Source organism: Pantoea sp. JV6, from assembly GCF_025910055.1.
Taxonomy (GTDB): domain Bacteria; phylum Pseudomonadota; class Gammaproteobacteria; order Enterobacterales; family Enterobacteriaceae; genus Pantoea; species Pantoea agglomerans.
The window spans coordinates 233234-250521 of the sequence record NZ_JAPCIM010000022.1 but is presented as its reverse complement, the minus strand read 5'-3'; the positions used below and the strand labels follow the sequence as shown (position 1 = coordinate 250521).

14 protein-coding genes and 1 tRNA gene are annotated in these 17288 nt (G+C 53.5%); 3 read left to right on the top strand and 12 right to left on the bottom strand.

Annotated elements, in window-relative coordinates; all coding sequences use genetic code 11:
• Together OK412_RS21000 and OK412_RS20995 are read right to left on the bottom strand one after the other, a co-directional pair.
• Complete coding sequence (locus OK412_RS21000; RefSeq protein WP_010671087.1) at nucleotides 1-1413, bottom strand: cytochrome ubiquinol oxidase subunit I; 1413 nt, start codon at nucleotides 1411-1413, stop codon at nucleotides 1-3.
• Nucleotides 1414-2193: 780 nt separating this feature from the next.
• Nucleotides 2194-2574 carry a winged helix-turn-helix transcriptional regulator gene (locus OK412_RS20995; protein WP_010248931.1) on the bottom strand — a complete coding sequence of 127 codons (381 nt, stop codon included), beginning with the start codon at nucleotides 2572-2574 and terminating at the stop codon, nucleotides 2194-2196.
• Nucleotides 2575-2672: 98 nt separating this feature from the next.
• On the opposite strand from OK412_RS20995, the gene OK412_RS20990 reads away from it, so the two are divergent.
• Nucleotides 2673-3530 (top strand): SDR family oxidoreductase, encoded by an 858-nt coding sequence (locus tag OK412_RS20990; RefSeq protein ID WP_010671088.1) that lies wholly within the window; start codon nucleotides 2673-2675, stop codon nucleotides 3528-3530.
• Nucleotides 3531-3881: 351 nt separating this feature from the next.
• On the top strand, nucleotides 3882-5540 hold the full coding sequence (gene treF, locus OK412_RS20985) for an alpha,alpha-trehalase TreF (RefSeq protein ID WP_045139632.1): 1659 nt from the start codon (nucleotides 3882-3884) through the stop codon (nucleotides 5538-5540).
• An 80-nt stretch (nucleotides 5541-5620) separates the two neighbouring features.
• Here treF and OK412_RS20980 read toward each other — a convergent pair whose 3' ends face one another.
• The 5 genes from OK412_RS20980 to OK412_RS20960 form a co-directional block, all read right to left on the bottom strand.
• Nucleotides 5621-6127, bottom strand: a complete 507-nt coding sequence (locus tag OK412_RS20980; RefSeq protein WP_033758779.1) for a ferritin-like domain-containing protein — start codon at nucleotides 6125-6127, stop codon at nucleotides 5621-5623.
• Between the two features lie 10 nt (nucleotides 6128-6137).
• Nucleotides 6138-6620 (bottom strand): ferritin-like domain-containing protein, encoded by a 483-nt coding sequence (locus OK412_RS20975; RefSeq protein WP_033758778.1) that lies wholly within the window; start codon nucleotides 6618-6620, stop codon nucleotides 6138-6140.
• 503 nt (nucleotides 6621-7123) lie between these two features.
• The gene (locus OK412_RS20970; RefSeq protein ID WP_004571242.1) at nucleotides 7124-7288 is read right to left on the bottom strand and encodes a general stress protein; all 165 of its coding nucleotides are present in this window, start codon (nucleotides 7286-7288) and stop codon (nucleotides 7124-7126) included.
• A 746-nt stretch (nucleotides 7289-8034) separates the two neighbouring features.
• Nucleotides 8035-9000: a sensor domain-containing diguanylate cyclase gene (locus OK412_RS20965; protein ID WP_089414922.1), complete on the bottom strand. Its 966-nt coding sequence runs from the start codon at nucleotides 8998-9000 to the stop codon at nucleotides 8035-8037.
• Between the two features lie 303 nt (nucleotides 9001-9303).
• Nucleotides 9304-9379 (bottom strand) — tRNA-Phe (locus OK412_RS20960).
• 223 nt (nucleotides 9380-9602) lie between these two features.
• Here OK412_RS20960 and OK412_RS20955 point away from each other — a divergent pair.
• Nucleotides 9603-10922, top strand: coding sequence for a methyl-accepting chemotaxis protein (locus OK412_RS20955; RefSeq protein WP_010248946.1), 1320 nt, complete (start codon nucleotides 9603-9605; stop codon nucleotides 10920-10922).
• A gap of 26 nt (nucleotides 10923-10948) precedes the next feature.
• Here OK412_RS20955 and mrdA read toward each other — a convergent pair whose 3' ends face one another.
• From mrdA to deoC, 5 genes are all read right to left on the bottom strand, one after another.
• Nucleotides 10949-12820 carry a penicillin-binding protein 2 gene (gene mrdA / locus OK412_RS20950; RefSeq protein ID WP_045139630.1) on the bottom strand — a complete coding sequence of 624 codons (1872 nt, stop codon included), beginning with the start codon at nucleotides 12818-12820 and terminating at the stop codon, nucleotides 10949-10951.
• A 219-nt stretch (nucleotides 12821-13039) separates the two neighbouring features.
• Nucleotides 13040-13753: a purine-nucleoside phosphorylase gene (deoD, locus tag OK412_RS20945; RefSeq protein WP_010248951.1), complete on the bottom strand. Its 714-nt coding sequence runs from the start codon at nucleotides 13751-13753 to the stop codon at nucleotides 13040-13042.
• Between the two features lie 26 nt (nucleotides 13754-13779).
• Nucleotides 13780-15003 (bottom strand): phosphopentomutase, encoded by a 1224-nt coding sequence (deoB, locus tag OK412_RS20940; protein WP_010671093.1) that lies wholly within the window; start codon nucleotides 15001-15003, stop codon nucleotides 13780-13782.
• 95 nt (nucleotides 15004-15098) lie between these two features.
• Nucleotides 15099-16427 carry a thymidine phosphorylase gene (gene deoA, locus OK412_RS20935; protein ID WP_129063133.1) on the bottom strand — a complete coding sequence of 443 codons (1329 nt, stop codon included), beginning with the start codon at nucleotides 16425-16427 and terminating at the stop codon, nucleotides 15099-15101.
• Nucleotides 16428-16489: 62 nt separating this feature from the next.
• Nucleotides 16490-17269 (bottom strand): deoxyribose-phosphate aldolase, encoded by a 780-nt coding sequence (gene deoC / locus OK412_RS20930; RefSeq protein WP_010248957.1) that lies wholly within the window; start codon nucleotides 17267-17269, stop codon nucleotides 16490-16492.
• Nucleotides 17270-17288: the final 19 nt, after the last annotated feature.

Below are 17288 nucleotides of genomic sequence, written 5' to 3'. Positions count from 1 at the left end.
TTAGTGGTCTCCATCCTTAAAGGTGGCAGCGGAAAGCGGACGCGCCGGGGTTTTCTTCTGGCCAGGACCACCCTCTTCGGTGATATGGCCTTCGCCGGTAACCGGTCCCTGCTTAATCAGACGCATCATGTAGTGATACCCCACGCCGAACACCGAGCTGTAGACCAGAATAAAGGCCAGCAGGCTGATGCTCATGTGCATATCCCCATGTGCCGAGACCGCATCAATCGTGCGCTGCACGCCATAGACCACCCACGGCTGACGACCGATTTCAGTGGTAAACCAGCCTGCCAGAATCGCAATCAGACCCGATGGCCCCATCAATAGCGCAAACCACAGGAAAGGACGCGACTCATAGAGACGCCCTTTGAAACGCAGCCACAGGCTGACCACGCCCAGCGTAATCATCAGCAGGCCCAGCGCTACCATCACGCGGAAGGACCAGAAGATGACCGTTGAATTAGGCCGGTCCTCTTTCGGGAAGGACTTCAGCGCCGGGACCTGCTTGTCCAGGCTATGCGTCAGAATCAGGCTGCCAAGATAAGGCACCTCCAGCGCATACTTGGTACGTTCCTGCTCCATGTCGGGGATCCCGAACAGGATCAGCGGTGTGGCTTCCCCCGGTGGGTTTTCCCAGTGCCCTTCAATCGCCGCGATTTTAGCAGGCTGATGTTCCAGCGTATTCAGACCATGAGCATCACCAATCATCGCCTGAATCGGCGCGACAATCAGTGCCATCCACAACGCCATTGAGAACATCTTGCGGATTGCGGGATTGTTATTCCCCTTCAGCAGATGCCAGGCCGCCGACGATCCCACAAAGAAAGCACTCGCCAGGAACGCCGCTACGGACATATGGAACAGGCGATAAGGGAATGAGGGGTTAAAGACGATTTTGAACCAGTCCTGCGGAACCACGATGCCATTCTGAATGATGTAGCCCTGAGGCGTATGCATCCAGCTGTTAGAGGCCAGGATCCAGAAGGTGGAAATCAGCGTACCGAGGGCGACCATGCAGGTGGCAAAGAAGTGCAGCCCGGGACCCACGCGATTCCAGCCAAACAGCATCACGCCCAGGAAGCCCGCTTCCAGGAAGAACGCGGTCAGTACTTCATAGGTCAGCAGCGGACCGGTGATACTGCCAGCAAACTCCGAGAAGCCGCTCCAGTTTGTCCCGAACTGATAAGCCATGACCAGTCCTGATACCACACCCATGCCGAAGTTAACGGCAAAGATTTTCGACCAGAAATGGTAGAGATCGCGATAGGTGTGATCGCGGGTTTTGAGCCACATACCTTCGAGCACGGCCAGAAAACTGGCGAGACCGATGGTGATGGCGGGAAAGATAATATGGAAGGAAACAGTAAATGCGAACTGAATCCTGGCCAGATGAAAGGCATCTAATCCGAACATTGCTTACCTCTTTGCCACATAGAACACCATGTATTTACTTATAATTAACAACTTAAGCCTGATGCGCCTGGTTCTCTGCGCTTATTGAAATTCCCGCCGCAAATTTAAAACTATTCGCGGCGAGGAAATAGAAACAGTGGGGTTAATGAAAACTATAACAGTCTTTATTGATTCTGATCATTGTTTTTGACGGGAATTATTTATTTAAAAATAAGGCCTAAAGGTTAATCAGAGCGTGTTTATGTGTCGTTAATGTTACGGTAATTTGTACTTTAAAAATCGATCGCGCTAAAGCGAACCTTGCCCGCAAATTGCCTTCAACAGGCTGTTTTCAGACACTATTTTGTTATAAACCCTGATTGAGTAAAGGTCAAATTTTAGAGCGTCTAAATTAAATACCCTTATTTTTTAACAGGTTAAAAGAGTAAATAGTTACCTCTGCCGCTTTGTTTGCTTTTTTGCTTTTGCCTGGCTAATGCAGCTATAACTTCTGACAGAAAAAACGCAGAACGGCGCTTTTAAGCGCCATCAGAGATGTTAATAAAATGAGTCAAAAAGAAGGTATGAATTAACAGCGCGCTGCGGGCAGTCGATTATTCCGGGCCAGAGATTCATAAAACGATTTAATAACCAGCAACCGTGCGAAAAGAGCGCCGGGATTATTTGCGCTGCCGTTACGTTATCGCGCTTTCAGGAAGTGAGATAACAGACAAATGGGGTCAGAAATTTGCAGCGAGTATACCCATGCCGTCACGTTATGACGGCTGATACAGGGTGATTTTACTCTGCCGCAGATTTTTCGCGCTGTGCCAGAATCCGGCTCAGGTTCAGCTCCAGCCAGTCAGCCAGCCCCACAACCTGTTCACCGACTTCGCGTCCAAGCGGGGTTAAGCGATATTCCACGTGCGGTGGCACCACATCGTAGGCGATACGCTGCACGAAGCCATCTTCTTCCAGGTAGCGCAGATTCTGCGCCAGCATCCGCTCGCTGACGCCACCGACCGTCCGGCGCAACGCGCTGAAGCGCAGCGTCTGGTCCTGCAGGGCCAGCAGAATTAATACGCTCCAGCGGCTGGTCACGCGTTTCAGCACGTCGCGTGACGGGCAGTTGACGTTGAGCAATTCGCCGCGGATAAATTTTTCACTCATTTTTTCAGACATTTAACTTATCCACCTCAAACTAACAATTCTGTAAGTACTTACTAAAAATTAGTTTATACACTAGTCTGAATTTCACCAACAGCCACAGGAGTATTAACATGATTGCAGTTACAGGTGCCACCGGCCAGCTGGGCCGTTTCGTGATTGATGCATTACTGAAAAAAGTCCCGGCGGGAGAAATTGTTGCCGCCGTCCGTACGCCTGCCAAAGCGGCCGATCTCGCAGCGCTGGGCGTCATTGTCCGCCAGGCCGATTATGGCCAGCCAGAGACGCTGGAGGCCGCTTTTGCAGGCGTGGATAAGCTGCTACTGATCTCCGGTAGTGAAGTGGGCCAGCGTGAAGCGCAGCATAAAGCCGTCATCGAGGCTGCTCGGGCGGCGGGCGTGGGCTTTATCGCCTATACCAGCCTGTTGCATGCAGATACCTCGCCGCTGGGCCTGGGCGTTGAACACCGTGCAACAGAAGCGCTGCTGAAAGCCTCTGGCATCCCGTTCGCCCTGCTGCGTAACGGCTGGTACAGCGAGAACTACGCAGCCAGCATCCCACCGGCGCTGGCGCATCATGCGTTTATTGGCGCAGCGGGTGAAGGTCGTATCGCCTCGGCAGCGCGTCAGGATTATGCTGAAGCGGCGGCAGAAGTGATGACCCGTGAGGATCAGGCGGGCAAAGTGTATGAACTGGCAGGTGATGACAGCTACACGCTGGCGCAGTTTGCTGCGGAGATTGCCGCACAGAGCGGTGAGAAGGTTGATTACGTCAATCTCTCTCAGAGTGAGTTTGCGGCGGCGCTGAAAAACGCAGGCCTGCCAGAAGGTCTGGCGGAAATGCTGGCGGATTCTGATGCCGGTGCAGAGAAAGGCGGTTTGTTCGATGACTCCCGTCAGCTGAGCCAGCTCATCGGTCGCCCCACCACCACCTGGCAGGCAGTCATTCGCGCGGCACTGGCGAACCGTTAATTCTGTCTCTCATGAGCGGGCAAGCTGGTCCGCTCACCTCACCTTCCTGCCCGAATTCCCGTTGGGTATGCCACTTTCTGCACTCTTTGCGGCTGCGGTTTCTTTTACAAAATGTGAATAAATGCCAGTTTTCTTCAGGTTAAATTTTTTTATTCAGGTCGCTAAGAGATTCATCTGAAATGCGTTTTTTGTGAACAGCGTTATATTTGGTTGAATTGTCTGGAATTTATCCAAAAACCTCGATTAATCGACAATATTTATTACGTTCATAGATATTCTGCATTGTTGTTCCGCAGGATGAGAGGTCTATAATTTGTCCTTTGTGCAACCACGACCGTTCAGGAGGCCGTTATTAATACCCATCGCCAGCAACAAAATGCACTTGAAGAGGTTCGTGCCGGGGCGGAAGTTGAGTATCAATACGATCCCCATGAACTGAAGCTGGATCGCATGCAGGATTCTGAACCGGAGCCGGAGCTGATTGAAGGCTTGCCGGCGCCGGATGCGCTGACCCCTGCCGATCGTTATCTGGAACTGTTTGAACATGTTCAGATGTCGCGGATTTTCGAGGACAGCAAAACCTTCCCCGACTGTTCGCCCAAGTACGATCCGCTGGATGTGCTGATGCGCTATCGTCGACAGAAACGCAGCAGTGATTTTGACCTGTCGCGTTTTGTCGCCGATCACTTTTATCTGCCTGGCGTAAACGAAAGCTTTTATGTCTCCAACCCGGATAAAACGCTCAATGAGCATATCGACGACCTGTGGCCGGTTCTGACCAAAATGCCGCAGCAGCATATGCCGCACTCATCGCTGCTGCCATTACCCAAACCCTATGTGGTGCCGGGCGGACGTTTTGGCGAAACCTACTACTGGGACTCTTACTTCACCATGCTCGGCCTGGCAGAATCGGGCCGCGACGATCTGCTGCGTCACATGGCGGATAACTTTGCCTGGCTGATCGATAACTACGGTCATGTGCCAAACGGCAACCGTACCTATTACCTCAGCCGCTCGCAGCCGCCGGTGTTTGCCCTGATGGTTGAGCTGTTCGAAGAAGATGGCGTGCGCGGTGCTAAGCGCTATCAGGAACAGCTGATGAAGGAGTATCAGTTCTGGATGGACGGTGCCGGTTCACTGATGCCGAACCAGGCTTATCGTCACGTAGTGCGGATGCCAAACGGCTCACTGCTGAACCGCTACTGGGATGACCGCGATACGCCGCGCGATGAGTCGTGGATCGAAGATGTGGAAACTGCCCGCGAATCGAAACGTCCGGCCAGCGAAGTGTATCGTGACCTGCGTGCCGGAGCGGAATCGGGCTGGGATTACTCCTCGCGCTGGCTGCGTAACCCGAAACGGCTGTCGAGCATCCGTACCACGCAGTTTATTCCTATCGATCTGAACTCGTTCCTGTACAAGCTGGAGCTGATGATCGCCACCCTGTCGCACGCGAAAGGCGAAGAGCTGACCGCGCTGGCCTGGCAGAAAAAAGCGGAAGCGCGCAAACGTGCGATTACCCGTTATCTCTGGGACAGCACCGCCGGTGTGTTCCGTGACTACGACTGGCGTCGGGAGCGTTTCGGTGCCTTTACCGTCGCCTCCGTGGTTCCGCTGTTTGTCGGTCTTGCAACGCCGCATCAGGCGCACCTGCAATCGATCTCGCTACGGCATTTGCTACTGAGCAACGGCGGCCTGCTGACCTCAATGGTGGAAAGCGGTGAGCAGTGGGATCGACCCAACGGCTGGGCACCGATGCAATGGATGGCGGTTGTTGGCCTGAATAATTACGGTGAAGAGACGCTGGCGACTGAAGTGGCAGTGAACTGGCTCAACACGGTCAACAACTTCTATCAGTTGCACCATAAGCTGGTAGAGAAGTATGACATCAGCGGCGAGCGCGCCCGCCCAGGCGGTGGTGGTGAGTATCCGTTACAGGATGGATTCGGCTGGACTAACGGCGTTACACGTAAGCTGATGACGATGTATGGGCATTTAATGGCTGACTGAGTATCGCAGCCGGTAAACCTTTAAAACGCAAAAAGCCGGGTTATCCCGGCTTTTTCATGTTTCATGCAGGCTATTCAGCGCTACTTCTTCGCTTCAGTGCCTGGTTGTGACGCACGTTGCAGGAACTGCTGTGTCACTTCAGGCAGGTGCTGCAGCAGCCACTCCGCCATCGCCACTTCCTGATCGCGGATCTCATTCAGTATGCGCACGCCCTGCGCATCACCGACCTGCTCAGCCGCGGCGATCAGGCTGGTGTAGCTGGCGATCTCGGCATTTTCGAATACATAGCCACTGATAGCGCCCTTCACCACTTCATCTGAGTTAAACATGCCGCCCACGGCCTGGCCGGTGGCTGCCATTTTGCCCATCGCATCTTTCATTACAGAGTGATCGATACCGTGGCTGTCGAGCAGCTGTTCCAGCAGAGTCAGCTGATGTTTAGTTTCATCCAGATGTTGCGCCAGACGCTGTTCCAGCGCCGGATAGTGTTCAAGACGACCTGACATCTTGCTCAGCATGCTTTCTGCTTGTTTTTCCATCGCATGCGCATCGCGCAGCCAGTCGTGATAATGTTCAATCGCAGTCATGTATTACTCCTTAAGAGACGGTAATAGACTCGGCTACCGAGGTGAGCTTCTCATCCGTTTGCTTCTCTTCATTCAGGGTTTCTTCCAGCAGCTGTGCGGCTTTGGTGTAACCCAGCTTCAGCGCCAGCGCATGCAGCGTACCGTAGGTGGCAATCTCATAATGCTCAACTTTCTGCGCCGCACCGATCAGCCCCTGATCGCGAATCTCGCCCTTCTCGACCGAGTCGATAATTTCCTGCGCTTCTTCAACCAGACCTTCCAGCGCATGACATTTCATTCGTTTGATTTTGACTTCAGGTGTTACTTCCACCAGTTCGTCGAGTCGTTCAATCTGAGCACGGGTCTCTTCCAGATGCTGATTAAACGCAGCGATAAGATTTTCGTCACTGGCTGCACGCGCCATTTTAGGCAATGCACGGGTTATCTGCTTCTCAGCGCTGTATACATCGGATAAGTCATGGATGAACAGATCGTTTAACGTTTTCACTGTCATAAGATAGCCTCATTGATTAAAAAGCTGCGTCTGTAATAACGCAGCGCCAGTCATATCGTTGACACCTGAAAAGTCTAGTGGAGATTCTTAATATCGCACGCTGCATCAGTATGAATTTAAGACAAAAGTGGCATGTAAAATGCATTTTCCTTTTTACAGCAAAGATTTAGCTGAATAATGTTTTTATCGTTGCCGCTTCGTTAGCTGCGCTGGATTTTGTACAAAGTAATAAATCGTTGTATACATTTTTTAAGATTAACTGCATAAAAAAGTACCAGTCAAAAACTTACCTGTACAAAGTTGTATTTAACCGTATAGCTTTAATCGATCGGAAATAAAAAACCGGAAGGGTAAACCCTTCCGGTTCAATTAACAGCTCCCGCCATTGCCAATGATGGAGCAATGACATAATTCAGGGTGTAATTATCTTCACGAGGAACTAAACAGATTCAAAATGCCCGGCTAACAGAGTAACCCTGCCGTCACAGCAGTGTTAAAGACGTTCAGCTCCGGCGGCTAACCTTACCTCCCTTGCGCCCCGCTTCAATGGCACGTTCAGGATCGTTCTTGAAGTTACCGCCGCTTTTCTGGCCTCCTTTGCGTCCTGCTTCAGCAGCACGCTCTTTGTCGGCCGCAAAATTCCCGGCCCCACCGCGATATTGAGTCATATGCGTCCTCTTTGAATTTTAAAAATTGGAATTTGCACAGTTAACGCTTCATCAGGCCGATTCAGCAACATAAATGTAGACAGAAAATCGGACCGATCAAGTGAGATAAATAAAAAACCCGTCACAGTTCTGGCTTAATGATCGTACTACCCTCAACCGAAATGATAACGGATTCCAACCATCGCTCTTCTCAATTCATAAAAGAGCCGCGGCATGAAAAATCTTTATAACGAAAATCGCCGCGCCCTATTAATCGATCTTTTTCAAAAAAAGTCCAATTGAAAAAAATATAAGCGAAGCGGTAAATAGATAGATTAATCAACACCAGGTAGTGAAGATGATCAACAAACGATCAATTTCCCCAAGCGAAGCGCTAAATAGAAATTTAAAACCCTGCTTTTACGTCAAAAATAAGCGAAGCGTGACGCATTGATGGCACCAGTTAAAAATAGCCGGAATCGATCAATAAACGATCAATTCTGCTGATTTAATGAAAATTTTTATTAAAAAGAGAGGTCAGATTTAGCGATGAAATTTGAATCTAAGCGAAGCGAATGAATTTCTGCTTCCTGAGGGCAAAAAACGGGTTTTCGGAATAGTACTAAAAAGCATTTTCTGCGGGGATACGCATAAATTTTGCATGCCTGCGAAAAGGGGAACTCAACGTTATGAATGAGATAGCGCAAAGCCATGAGGGGGAGATTATGCGTTAATGGCAGGCAAAACATATGCCCTGTTCAGCAGAGTCAGAGGGAGTCGGGAAAAGTGGAATCAAAAGCGACACCGCGCTTGCCATTTTTCTTGATGCGGTACATCGCTTCATCAGCACGCTGCAGTGCAGTATCAAAGTCATCTTTGTCCTGCGCCTGAGACACACCGACAGACGCCCCAATGAGGGCATGCCCGTTTGCCATATCAAAAGGTGTCATTACCGCGTCAAGACAGGCGTGCGCCAGTGTCTTTACCCGCGGATGGTTCAGCGCCAAGGGTATTAACAATACAAACTCGTCGCCGCCCAGTCGGCCAATGATCACTTCTGCCGGAGAGAGTTCCGTAAACCGCTGACTTAACTGGATGAGGACTTCATCTCCGCTGCGGTGCCCCAGGGTGTCGTTGACGTGTTTGAAGTTATCCAGGTCAATAAAGACCACGCAGAGCGGTCCCTGAGCTTTCATTTCACAGAAATAATTCTGCAGAGCATGACGATTGTTGAGCAGCGTAAGGGGATCGTGCAGCGCCAGCAGGGCGAGCTGCTCCTCATATTGCTTCTCTTTGGTCATATCGATGTGAGTGCCGATCACTTTAACCGGCTCTCCGTGCGCATTCCATTCGCTGACCCGGCCCCGATCCAGCACCCACGTAATGCTGCCATTTTTGGCGATCATGCGGTGCAGAGCCTCGTAATAAGGCGCTTTCCCGGCGATGTGGTCGTTGAATGCCTGTAGAACGTCGGCGGCATCATCGGGATGCAGGCTCTCTTTCCAGGATTCAAAGTTGGCGTCGGTCTCTTTCGGCTGGAAGCCCAGCATCGCCCCCCAGCGCCGGTTGAAGATCACCAGTTTGCCGCTGGGAATATCCAGCTGCCACAGGAACAACCCGGTACCATCCAGCGCCGCATTGAGTTTTGTGCGGGCGTCATGCGCTATACGCTTCAGACGCGCATTGTGCTTTTTGAGGTTCTGTATCTGCAGACGCAGCGCTTCTTCTGACATAACCGTGTGAGAGGAGGAAAAAGGGGTATTGTGCCTGTCAGGCTGATTCTGTAAAGGGTGGCTTATAAAACACGATTAGCCGCGGTCAATTGCAGGCTGGACAGGATATCAGGCGGTGCCAGTCTGGCAATGCAGCACAGAGGCAAACCTGGCAATTGGTTTCGCCATGAAATCTGTTTGTGTTGCTACAGGGTTGAGAAGTGGAATGGGCGCGGGAGAGGCGAAATTCGGAATGTTCGGGGACATGGCGAATCGGGTGGCCTTAAAAAAGCAAAAACCCGCCAGAGGCGGGTTCTTTAAAGATGGTGCCCGAACCCGGAATCGAACCAGGGACACGGGGATTTTCAATCCCCTGCTCTACCGACTGAGCTATTCGGGCAACGGGGCGCATTAAACCAAAGCGGCCCGGCAGCGTCAAACGCTTTTCACCAAAATCAAATCGACTGACCGCTTTTCCATCAACCCAAAGAGTGGGTCTGACCTGCCGCCATAAACCTCTCTGTTGGCCGGATATATTTTAGTCAGAAAGCAGGCAGAGTCTGCATTGTGACGCGAAATTGCCGATATAGCATGCGAGACCAACACTAATAATAAGGATCGCCATGTTTTCCACCATTACATCAGGTATCGCTTCCCGTCACAGCTGGCAGAAGCGTTCACACTCAGCGGCAACGCTGAGCTCTCTCAACGGCTCCATCGCCATGATTGAATTCTCCCCCGATGGCACCATTCTCAGCGCGAATGCGCTGTTTCTGGCGCGCATGGGCTACACGCTGGCGGAGATCGAAGACCAGCACCACAGCCTGTTTTGTACCGCAGAGCAGCTTGAGTCGCGGGACTATCAGGATTTCTGGCTGCGACTGAACCGGGGCGAAAGCTTCAGCGATAAGTTCCTGCGCGTGGCGAAAAACGGCCGACCGGTATGGCTCGAAGCCAACTATGTGCCGGTGCAGAACCGCCATGGCCGGGTGATTAAAATCGTCAAACTGGCAACCGACATCACCGATCATATCAACGATGCGCAGGAGCAGCGCGCCATCACCACCGCCATAGAACGGTCGATGGCGGTGATCGCTTTTAACCTCAAAGGTGAAGTGCTGAAAGCCAATGACAACTTCCTGAAAACCATGGGTTATCGTCGTGAGGAGGTAGAAGGTGTTCACCACCGTCGCTTCTGCTCGCAGGCGCTGCGCGACAGCCGCGAATATAGCGAGTTCTGGCAGCAGCTGAACCGCGGCGAATTTGTCTCAGGTCAGTTTCCCCGGGTCAATAAACGGGGTGAGACTATCTGGCTGCGCGCCACCTACAACCCGGTTTTTGACGAACAGGGCAGGCTCTACAAAATCGTGAAATTCGCCACCGATGTGACCGCGCAGGTGGAAAAGAATCAGCAGGAACATGATGCGGCACAGCGGGCTTATCACACCGCGCTGCAAACGGATGAAAGCACAAAGCTGGGTGCCGATGTTATCGCCAGCAGCGTGCAGACCATGAACGCCCTGGCGGGTGAACTGCAGGGGATCTCCGGTGATATTACCGGACTGAGTGAATCCTCAGAGCGTATCGGTGCGATTGTGGAAGGTATCCGCCGGATAGCCGATCAGACTAACCTGCTGGCGTTGAATGCCGCTATTGAAGCGGCGCGGGCCGGAACCCATGGCCGCAGCTTTGCGGTAGTGGCTAATGAAGTCCGCACGCTGGCAGCAAACATCAATCGGGCCACCACCGACATCGAAAATCGGATACAGCAAAACCATCAGCTGGCGAGCCGGGCATTGAAAGGAATTGAATCCAACCTGAAGCGCGCCGATCAGGGCGTACAGCTGGCCCAGGAGGCGGGCGGCGTGATTGCGGAAATCCGTGAAGGCGCAACGGATGTAGTACGCGCCATCGGCCAGGTGACCAAAACGCTTAAAGTCTGACGCTCTGCGGGGGCAACCGCCCCCTTTTAAGGTGTTGCCTGAACCGGCGCTTCTGGCACCGGCGGGATAAAGATATGATCCAGAATCGCCCGCATTACGGGTGCCGCAGTAATCCCTTCGTTGCCACCATTCTCCAGAATTAACGCTACCGCCACTTTCGGGTCATTAAAGGGCGCAAAGGCGGTGTAGAAGATATGGTCACGCAGCCGCACCGGGATCATTTTCGCGTTATAGGTCTGGTTCTGGCGCAGGCTGAACACCTGCGACGTCCCGCTCTTCGCGGCGATGCCATAGGGTGCCGTGTGGAAATATTTATAACCGGTGCCGTTGGGTGCGTTAGCCATGCCAAACATCGCGTGGCGTACCAGCGACCAGTAAGGTGAATGGGGATCGCCAATCTGCGCTTCATGCTGCTGCGGATGATAGTTCTCCACCAGCGTGCCGCGCTGGGTTTTCTCCAGCAGATGGGGGGCAATGACCCGACCGTTATTAATCAGCGCCACCATCGCTTTCACCATCTGAATGGGTGTCGCAATCCAGTAACCCTGTCCAATACCGACTGAAACCGTATCACCCTGATACCAGGCCTTTTTATGCACCTTCTGCTTCCACTCCCGGCTCGGCAGTAAGCCGCTGTACTCCTCATTCAGGTCGATACCGGTCGATTTACCATAGCCAAACTGGCTGAGCATGGTGTGAATGCGATCGATGCCCATCATAAACGCCACCTGGTAGAAAAAGGTATCGGCGGACTCTTCGATTGCCCGCGTCACATCCAGCATGCCGTGCCCGGTTTTTTTCCAGTCGCGATAGCGCCGGTCCGTGCCTGGCAGCGTCCAGGTGGGTGCGCCAAAGAATTGCGACTGCGGCGTAATCACATGAGTCAGCAGCGCCGACATCGCCATGTAAGGCTTCACCGTGGAGGCGGGCGGATAGAGTCCCTGCGTGACGCGGTTAATCAGCGGCAGGTCTTTATCCTGTAGCAGCTTTTTGTAGGCCTGATAGCTGATGCCTTTCACAAACGGATTGGGATCGTAGCTGGGGCTGGAGACCATCGCCAGCACGGAGCCGTCGTGCGGATCTTCAATCAGCAGCGCCGCACGCTGCCCCGCCAGCAGGCTTTCCACATACTGTTGCAGGTGCAGATCCAGCGTCAGCGTCAGGTTTTTACCCGCGACCGGCGGTACCTCTTTCAGCACCCGCACAATGCGGCCATGATTATCCACTTCCACTTCCTGATAACCCGGCTTGCCGTGCAGCAGCGCTTCGTAATAGCCCTCAATCCCCTGCTTACCAATGTTATGGTCAGCCGCATAGTTTTCGGCGATGCCTTCCGCATTTAGCCGTTTATAGTCGTTATCGTTGATTTTCGACACATAGCCGATCACATGCGCCAGATCCGCGCCATAGGGATATTCACGATCCTGGTAGGTCTCAATGCTGGCGCCGGTGAAGTGAAACTGATTGACCGCAAAGCGGGCGACCTGCTCTTCAGTCAGCTCCTCTTTCAGCACCACCGGCTTGTAACGGCTGGTCTGCTTCAGCGCATGGCGGAAGGTGTCGATTTCGTCCGGCGTCAGATTAACGATCGGCGTGAGTGCCCGCAGCGTGGCGTCCATGTCGCTGATTTTGTAAGGCGTCAGCGTAATGGCGTACCAGCTGACGTTTCGCACCAGCGGAATGCCATTGCGGTCATAAATCAGCCCACGCGTCGGCGCAATGGGGATCATTTTGATGTCGTTCTGGTTGGAGCGCGTCTGGTAATAGCCATGGTCGCGCACCTGTAAGCGAAAAAGGTTTACGCCAAGAATGGTGAAACAGAGACAGACCAGAGCAAAGGCTATTGCAGCGCGGCGGGCAAACAGCTTCTCTTCAGCTTCGAAGTTACGAAAGTTCATCAGGGGGCATTATCAGGCGATTAATTATTATCTGTTATTGCGCACCATGATAAAGCGCGATCGCGGGCGTGCCAGCGCGAAGATGCACAAGCCTGACCAAAAGTGTGTCATTTGATGTGAATGTTACCGGGACGGCGAGGCGGGAAAATGCAGATCCCCCGGTTAAGGGGGATCTGCACAGGGAGATCAGGCAGCAGGCGTCAATGCCTGCCACGCTGATTAATCACCCAGCAGAACAGACTCCAGCGCAATCTTGATCATGTCGTTGAAGGTGGTCTGACGCTCAGCAGCGGTGGTCTGCTCGTGCGTACGGATGTGGTCTGATACGGTGCAGATGGTCAGCGCTTTAGCACCGAACTCTGCGGCCACACCGTAGATACCTGCAGCTTCCATCTCAACGCCGAGGATGCCATATTTTTCCATCACGTCGAACATCTGCGGATCCGGAGTGTAGAAGAGATCGGCAGAGAAGATGTTACCTACGCGCGCTTCAACACCCAGGTTTTTCGCCGCATCAACCGCGTTACGCACCATGTCGAAGTCAGCAATCGCAGCAAAATCGTGATCTTTGAAACGCATACGGTTCACTTTGGAATCGGTGCAGGCACCCATACCAATCACGATGTCACGCAGTTTTACATCGGCACGCACGGCACCACAGGAGCCCACACGGATGATCTTTTTCACGCCGAAGTCGGTGATCAGCTCTTTGGTGTAGATGGAGCAGGAAGGAATACCCATTCCATGGCCCATTACAGAGACTTTGCGGCCCTTATAGGTGCCGGTGTAGCCCAGCATCCCGCGCACGTTGTTCACTTCTACCGGATTTTCCAGGAAGGTTTCAGCAATGTGCTTTGCACGCAGCGGATCGCCAGGCATCAGCACGACGTCTGCGAAATCGCCCATTTCAGCATTAATATGAGGGGTTGCCATTGTTTAATCCTTATTAAATTGCTGATTTACAGCATGTTCTTGCCATAGTCCATCTCGGACAGGCCAAAATAGTGTGCAATTGTCTGACCAATATCGGCGAAAGTTTCGCGGTAACCGAGTGAACCCGGCTCGACTTTCGGTCCGTAGATAAGAATCGGAATGTGCTCACGCGTGTGTTCAGTACCTTCCCACGTCGGGTCACAGCCGTGGTCAGCGGTCAGGATCAGAATGTCATCTTCTCCGACTAACTCCATCAGCTCAGGCAGACGACGGTCAAACAGCTCCAGCCCGCCCGCATAACCGGCAACATCACGACGATGTCCCCAGGTTGAGTCGAAATCAACGAAGTTAGTGAAAACAATCGCCTGATCCGGCGCGGTTTTCATCTCCTGAATCGTCGCGTCAAACAGCGCATCCAGACCGGTCGCTTTGACCTTTTTGGTAATGCCCTGCTCAGCATAGATATCGGCGATTTTACCCACGGAGATCACGTGACCGCCCTTCTCATCCACCAGCTTTTTCAGCATGGTGGCGGATGGTGGCTCAACTGCCAGGTCGTGACGATTGCCGGTGCGCTCGAACTGACCCGCTTTGTCGCCCACAAACGGACGGGCGATAACCCGGCCAATGTTGTAGCCACCTTCGGTCAGCTCTTCACGGGCGATTTCGCACAGCGCATAGAGTCGATCCAGACCAAAAGTCTCTTCGTGACAGGCTATCTGGAACACCGAGTCCGCAGAGGTATAGAAAATCGGCTTGCCGGTTTTCATATGCTCTTCGCCCAGTTGGTCGAGGATCACTGTACCTGAAGAGTGGCAGTTCCCGAGATAGCCCGGCAGATCTGCGCGCTCGACCAGTTTGTCCAGCAGTTCCTGAGGGAAGCTGTTCTCTTTGTCGCTGAAGTAGCCCCAGTCAAACAGTACCGGCACACCGGCGATCTCCCAGTGGCCTGACGGCGTATCTTTACCTGACGAAAGCTCGCTGGCGTAAGCGTACGCGCCGGTGATTTTCGCCTCAGGATCCAGACCTGCCGGGAAGCGGCCGGTCGACAGCTCTGCGGCTTTGCCCAGACCCAGCGCGGTTAGATTAGGCAGATGCAATGGGCCTTTACGTCCCTTGTCTGCTTCACCCCTGAAACAGGCTTCGGCGATGTGACCTAAAGTATCCGAACCTGCGTCGCCGAATTTATCGGCATCTTTACTGGAGCCAATTCCAAAGGAATCGAGAACCATAATAAAAGCACGTTTCATGCAAGTCTCCTGCGCATTGGCGCGTGACAAGTCAAAAAAAAGCGATCAGATCAGTATACCCGAATGCATCGCAGCTGGCACCGGTTACCGGTCAGTTAGCTCATATCGCTCACACGACGATAGACAACCGGCGTCTCAGCCGGGGCGGAATTACCGAGCACCAGCGCGGCTTTGACCGCGGCGGCGGCCTGCTGCCATTTGTCTTCGCTGCTGGCGTGAATGATCGCCAGTGGACGCTGCGCATCGGCACGTTCGCCCAGGGTGATCATGTCGCTTAAGCCGACGCTGTAATCAATACTGTCGCTGGCACGCTGACGTCCGCCGCCCATTGCCACCACCGCCAGACCCAGCGCACGGGTATCCATGCTGCTGACGATGCCTGGCTGGTCGGCATACACCGGCTTGCTCAGCATCGCCTGCGGCAGATAAGCGTCGTAGCGTTCCACGAAATCGGCAGGTCCCTGCTGGGCAGCGACCATACGACCAAATACCTCGGCTGCTTTGCCATTGTCCAGCACCGTCATCAGCTTCTGACGCGCTTCGGTGTCGCTGGCGGCCAGTTTGCCGGAGACCAGCATTTCGCTGCAGAGCGCCAGCGTCACTTCCAGCAGGCGCGGATTCCGCTCTTCGCCGGTCAGGAAGCGAACCGCTTCACGCACTTCCAGCGCGTTACCGGCTGAGGAGGCGAGAACCTGGTTCATATCCGTCAGCAGTGCGGTGGTCTGGCAGCCTGCGCCATTAGCGACGCCAACAATTGACTGCGCCAGACTTTCTGACGCCTCATAGGTTGGCATAAACGCACCGGAACCCACTTTGACATCCATCACCAGTGCATCCAGCCCTTCTGCCAGCTTCTTCGCCAGAATCGAGGCGGTAATCAGCGGGATCGAATCGACGGTGGCGGTGATGTCACGCGTGGCGTAGAAACGCTTATCCGCCGGTGCCAGCGAGCTGGTCTGGCCGATAATCGCCACACCCACCTGCTTAATGATCTCGCGGAAGCGATCATCGCTCGGGAAGATATCGAAGCCCGGAATCGCTTCCAGTTTATCCAGCGTGCCGCCGGTATGGCCAAGGCCACGACCCGAGATCATCGGGACATATCCGCCGCAGGCCGCGACCATCGGCCCTAACATCAGCGACGTCACATCGCCGACGCCGCCGGTCGAGTGCTTATCCACCACCGGGCCATTGAGATTAAGTGATTTCCAGTTCAGTACCGTACCGGAATCACGCATCGCCATAGTCAGCGCGACCCGCTCAGGCAGCGTCATGTCGTGGAAATAGATGGTCATCGCCAGCGCGGCAATCTGACCTTCCGAAACGGTGTTATCACGCACGCCATTGATGAAGAAGCGAATCTCCTCTTCAGTCAGCGCATGGCCGTCACGTTTTTTGCGAATTATTTCTTGTGGCAGGAACAAGGTAACCCCCTGGTTCAGGGAAATCAGGATGGGGAACAGGCGGTCAGCGACCGCCTGAAGGATCAGTAACCCGCTTTGCTGGTGTCGCTGTCATGACCCAGGGTGTTGAGCAGGCTCGCCAGCAGGCTTGATGCACCAAAGCGGAAATGACGCGCATCGGCCCAGTCGGCACCCAGCGTCTCTTCCGCCATTTTCAGATAGATCGCGGCATCTTCAGCGGTGCGCACGCCACCAGCGGGCTTAAAGCCAACCTGCTGGCTGACGCCTTTATCACGGATCACGTTCATCATGATCTGCGCCACTTCAGGCGTGGCGTTAACCGGCACTTTACCGGTAGAGGTTTTGATGAAATCGGCACCGGCATCAATGGCAATCTCAGAGGCCTGACGGATCAGCGCTTCCTGCTTCAGTTCACCGGTTTCGATGATCACTTTCAGCAGCACATCTGCTTCGGCACAGGCGGTTTTACAGGCTTTCACCAGATCGAAACCGACCTGACTGTTACCGGCGATCAGCGCACGATACGGGAACACCACATCCACTTCATCGGCACCGTAGGCGATAGCGGCGCGGGTTTCTGCCAGCGCAATATCAATGTCGTCATTGCCGTGCGGGAAGTTAGTCACCGTGGCGATGCGGATCTCCGGGGTACCCTGCTCGCGCAGCGTTTTACGGGCAATCGGAATAAAACGCGGATAGATACAGATTGCGGCGGTGTTGCCTGCCGGGGATTTGGCCTGATGACACAGGGCGATCACTTTTGCGTCGGTGTCGTCGTCATTCAGGGTGGTTAAATCCATCAGTTTCAGGGCGCGCAGGGCAAGGTCTTTGATATCGGTCATGAGGCTCTCCAAAGGATCG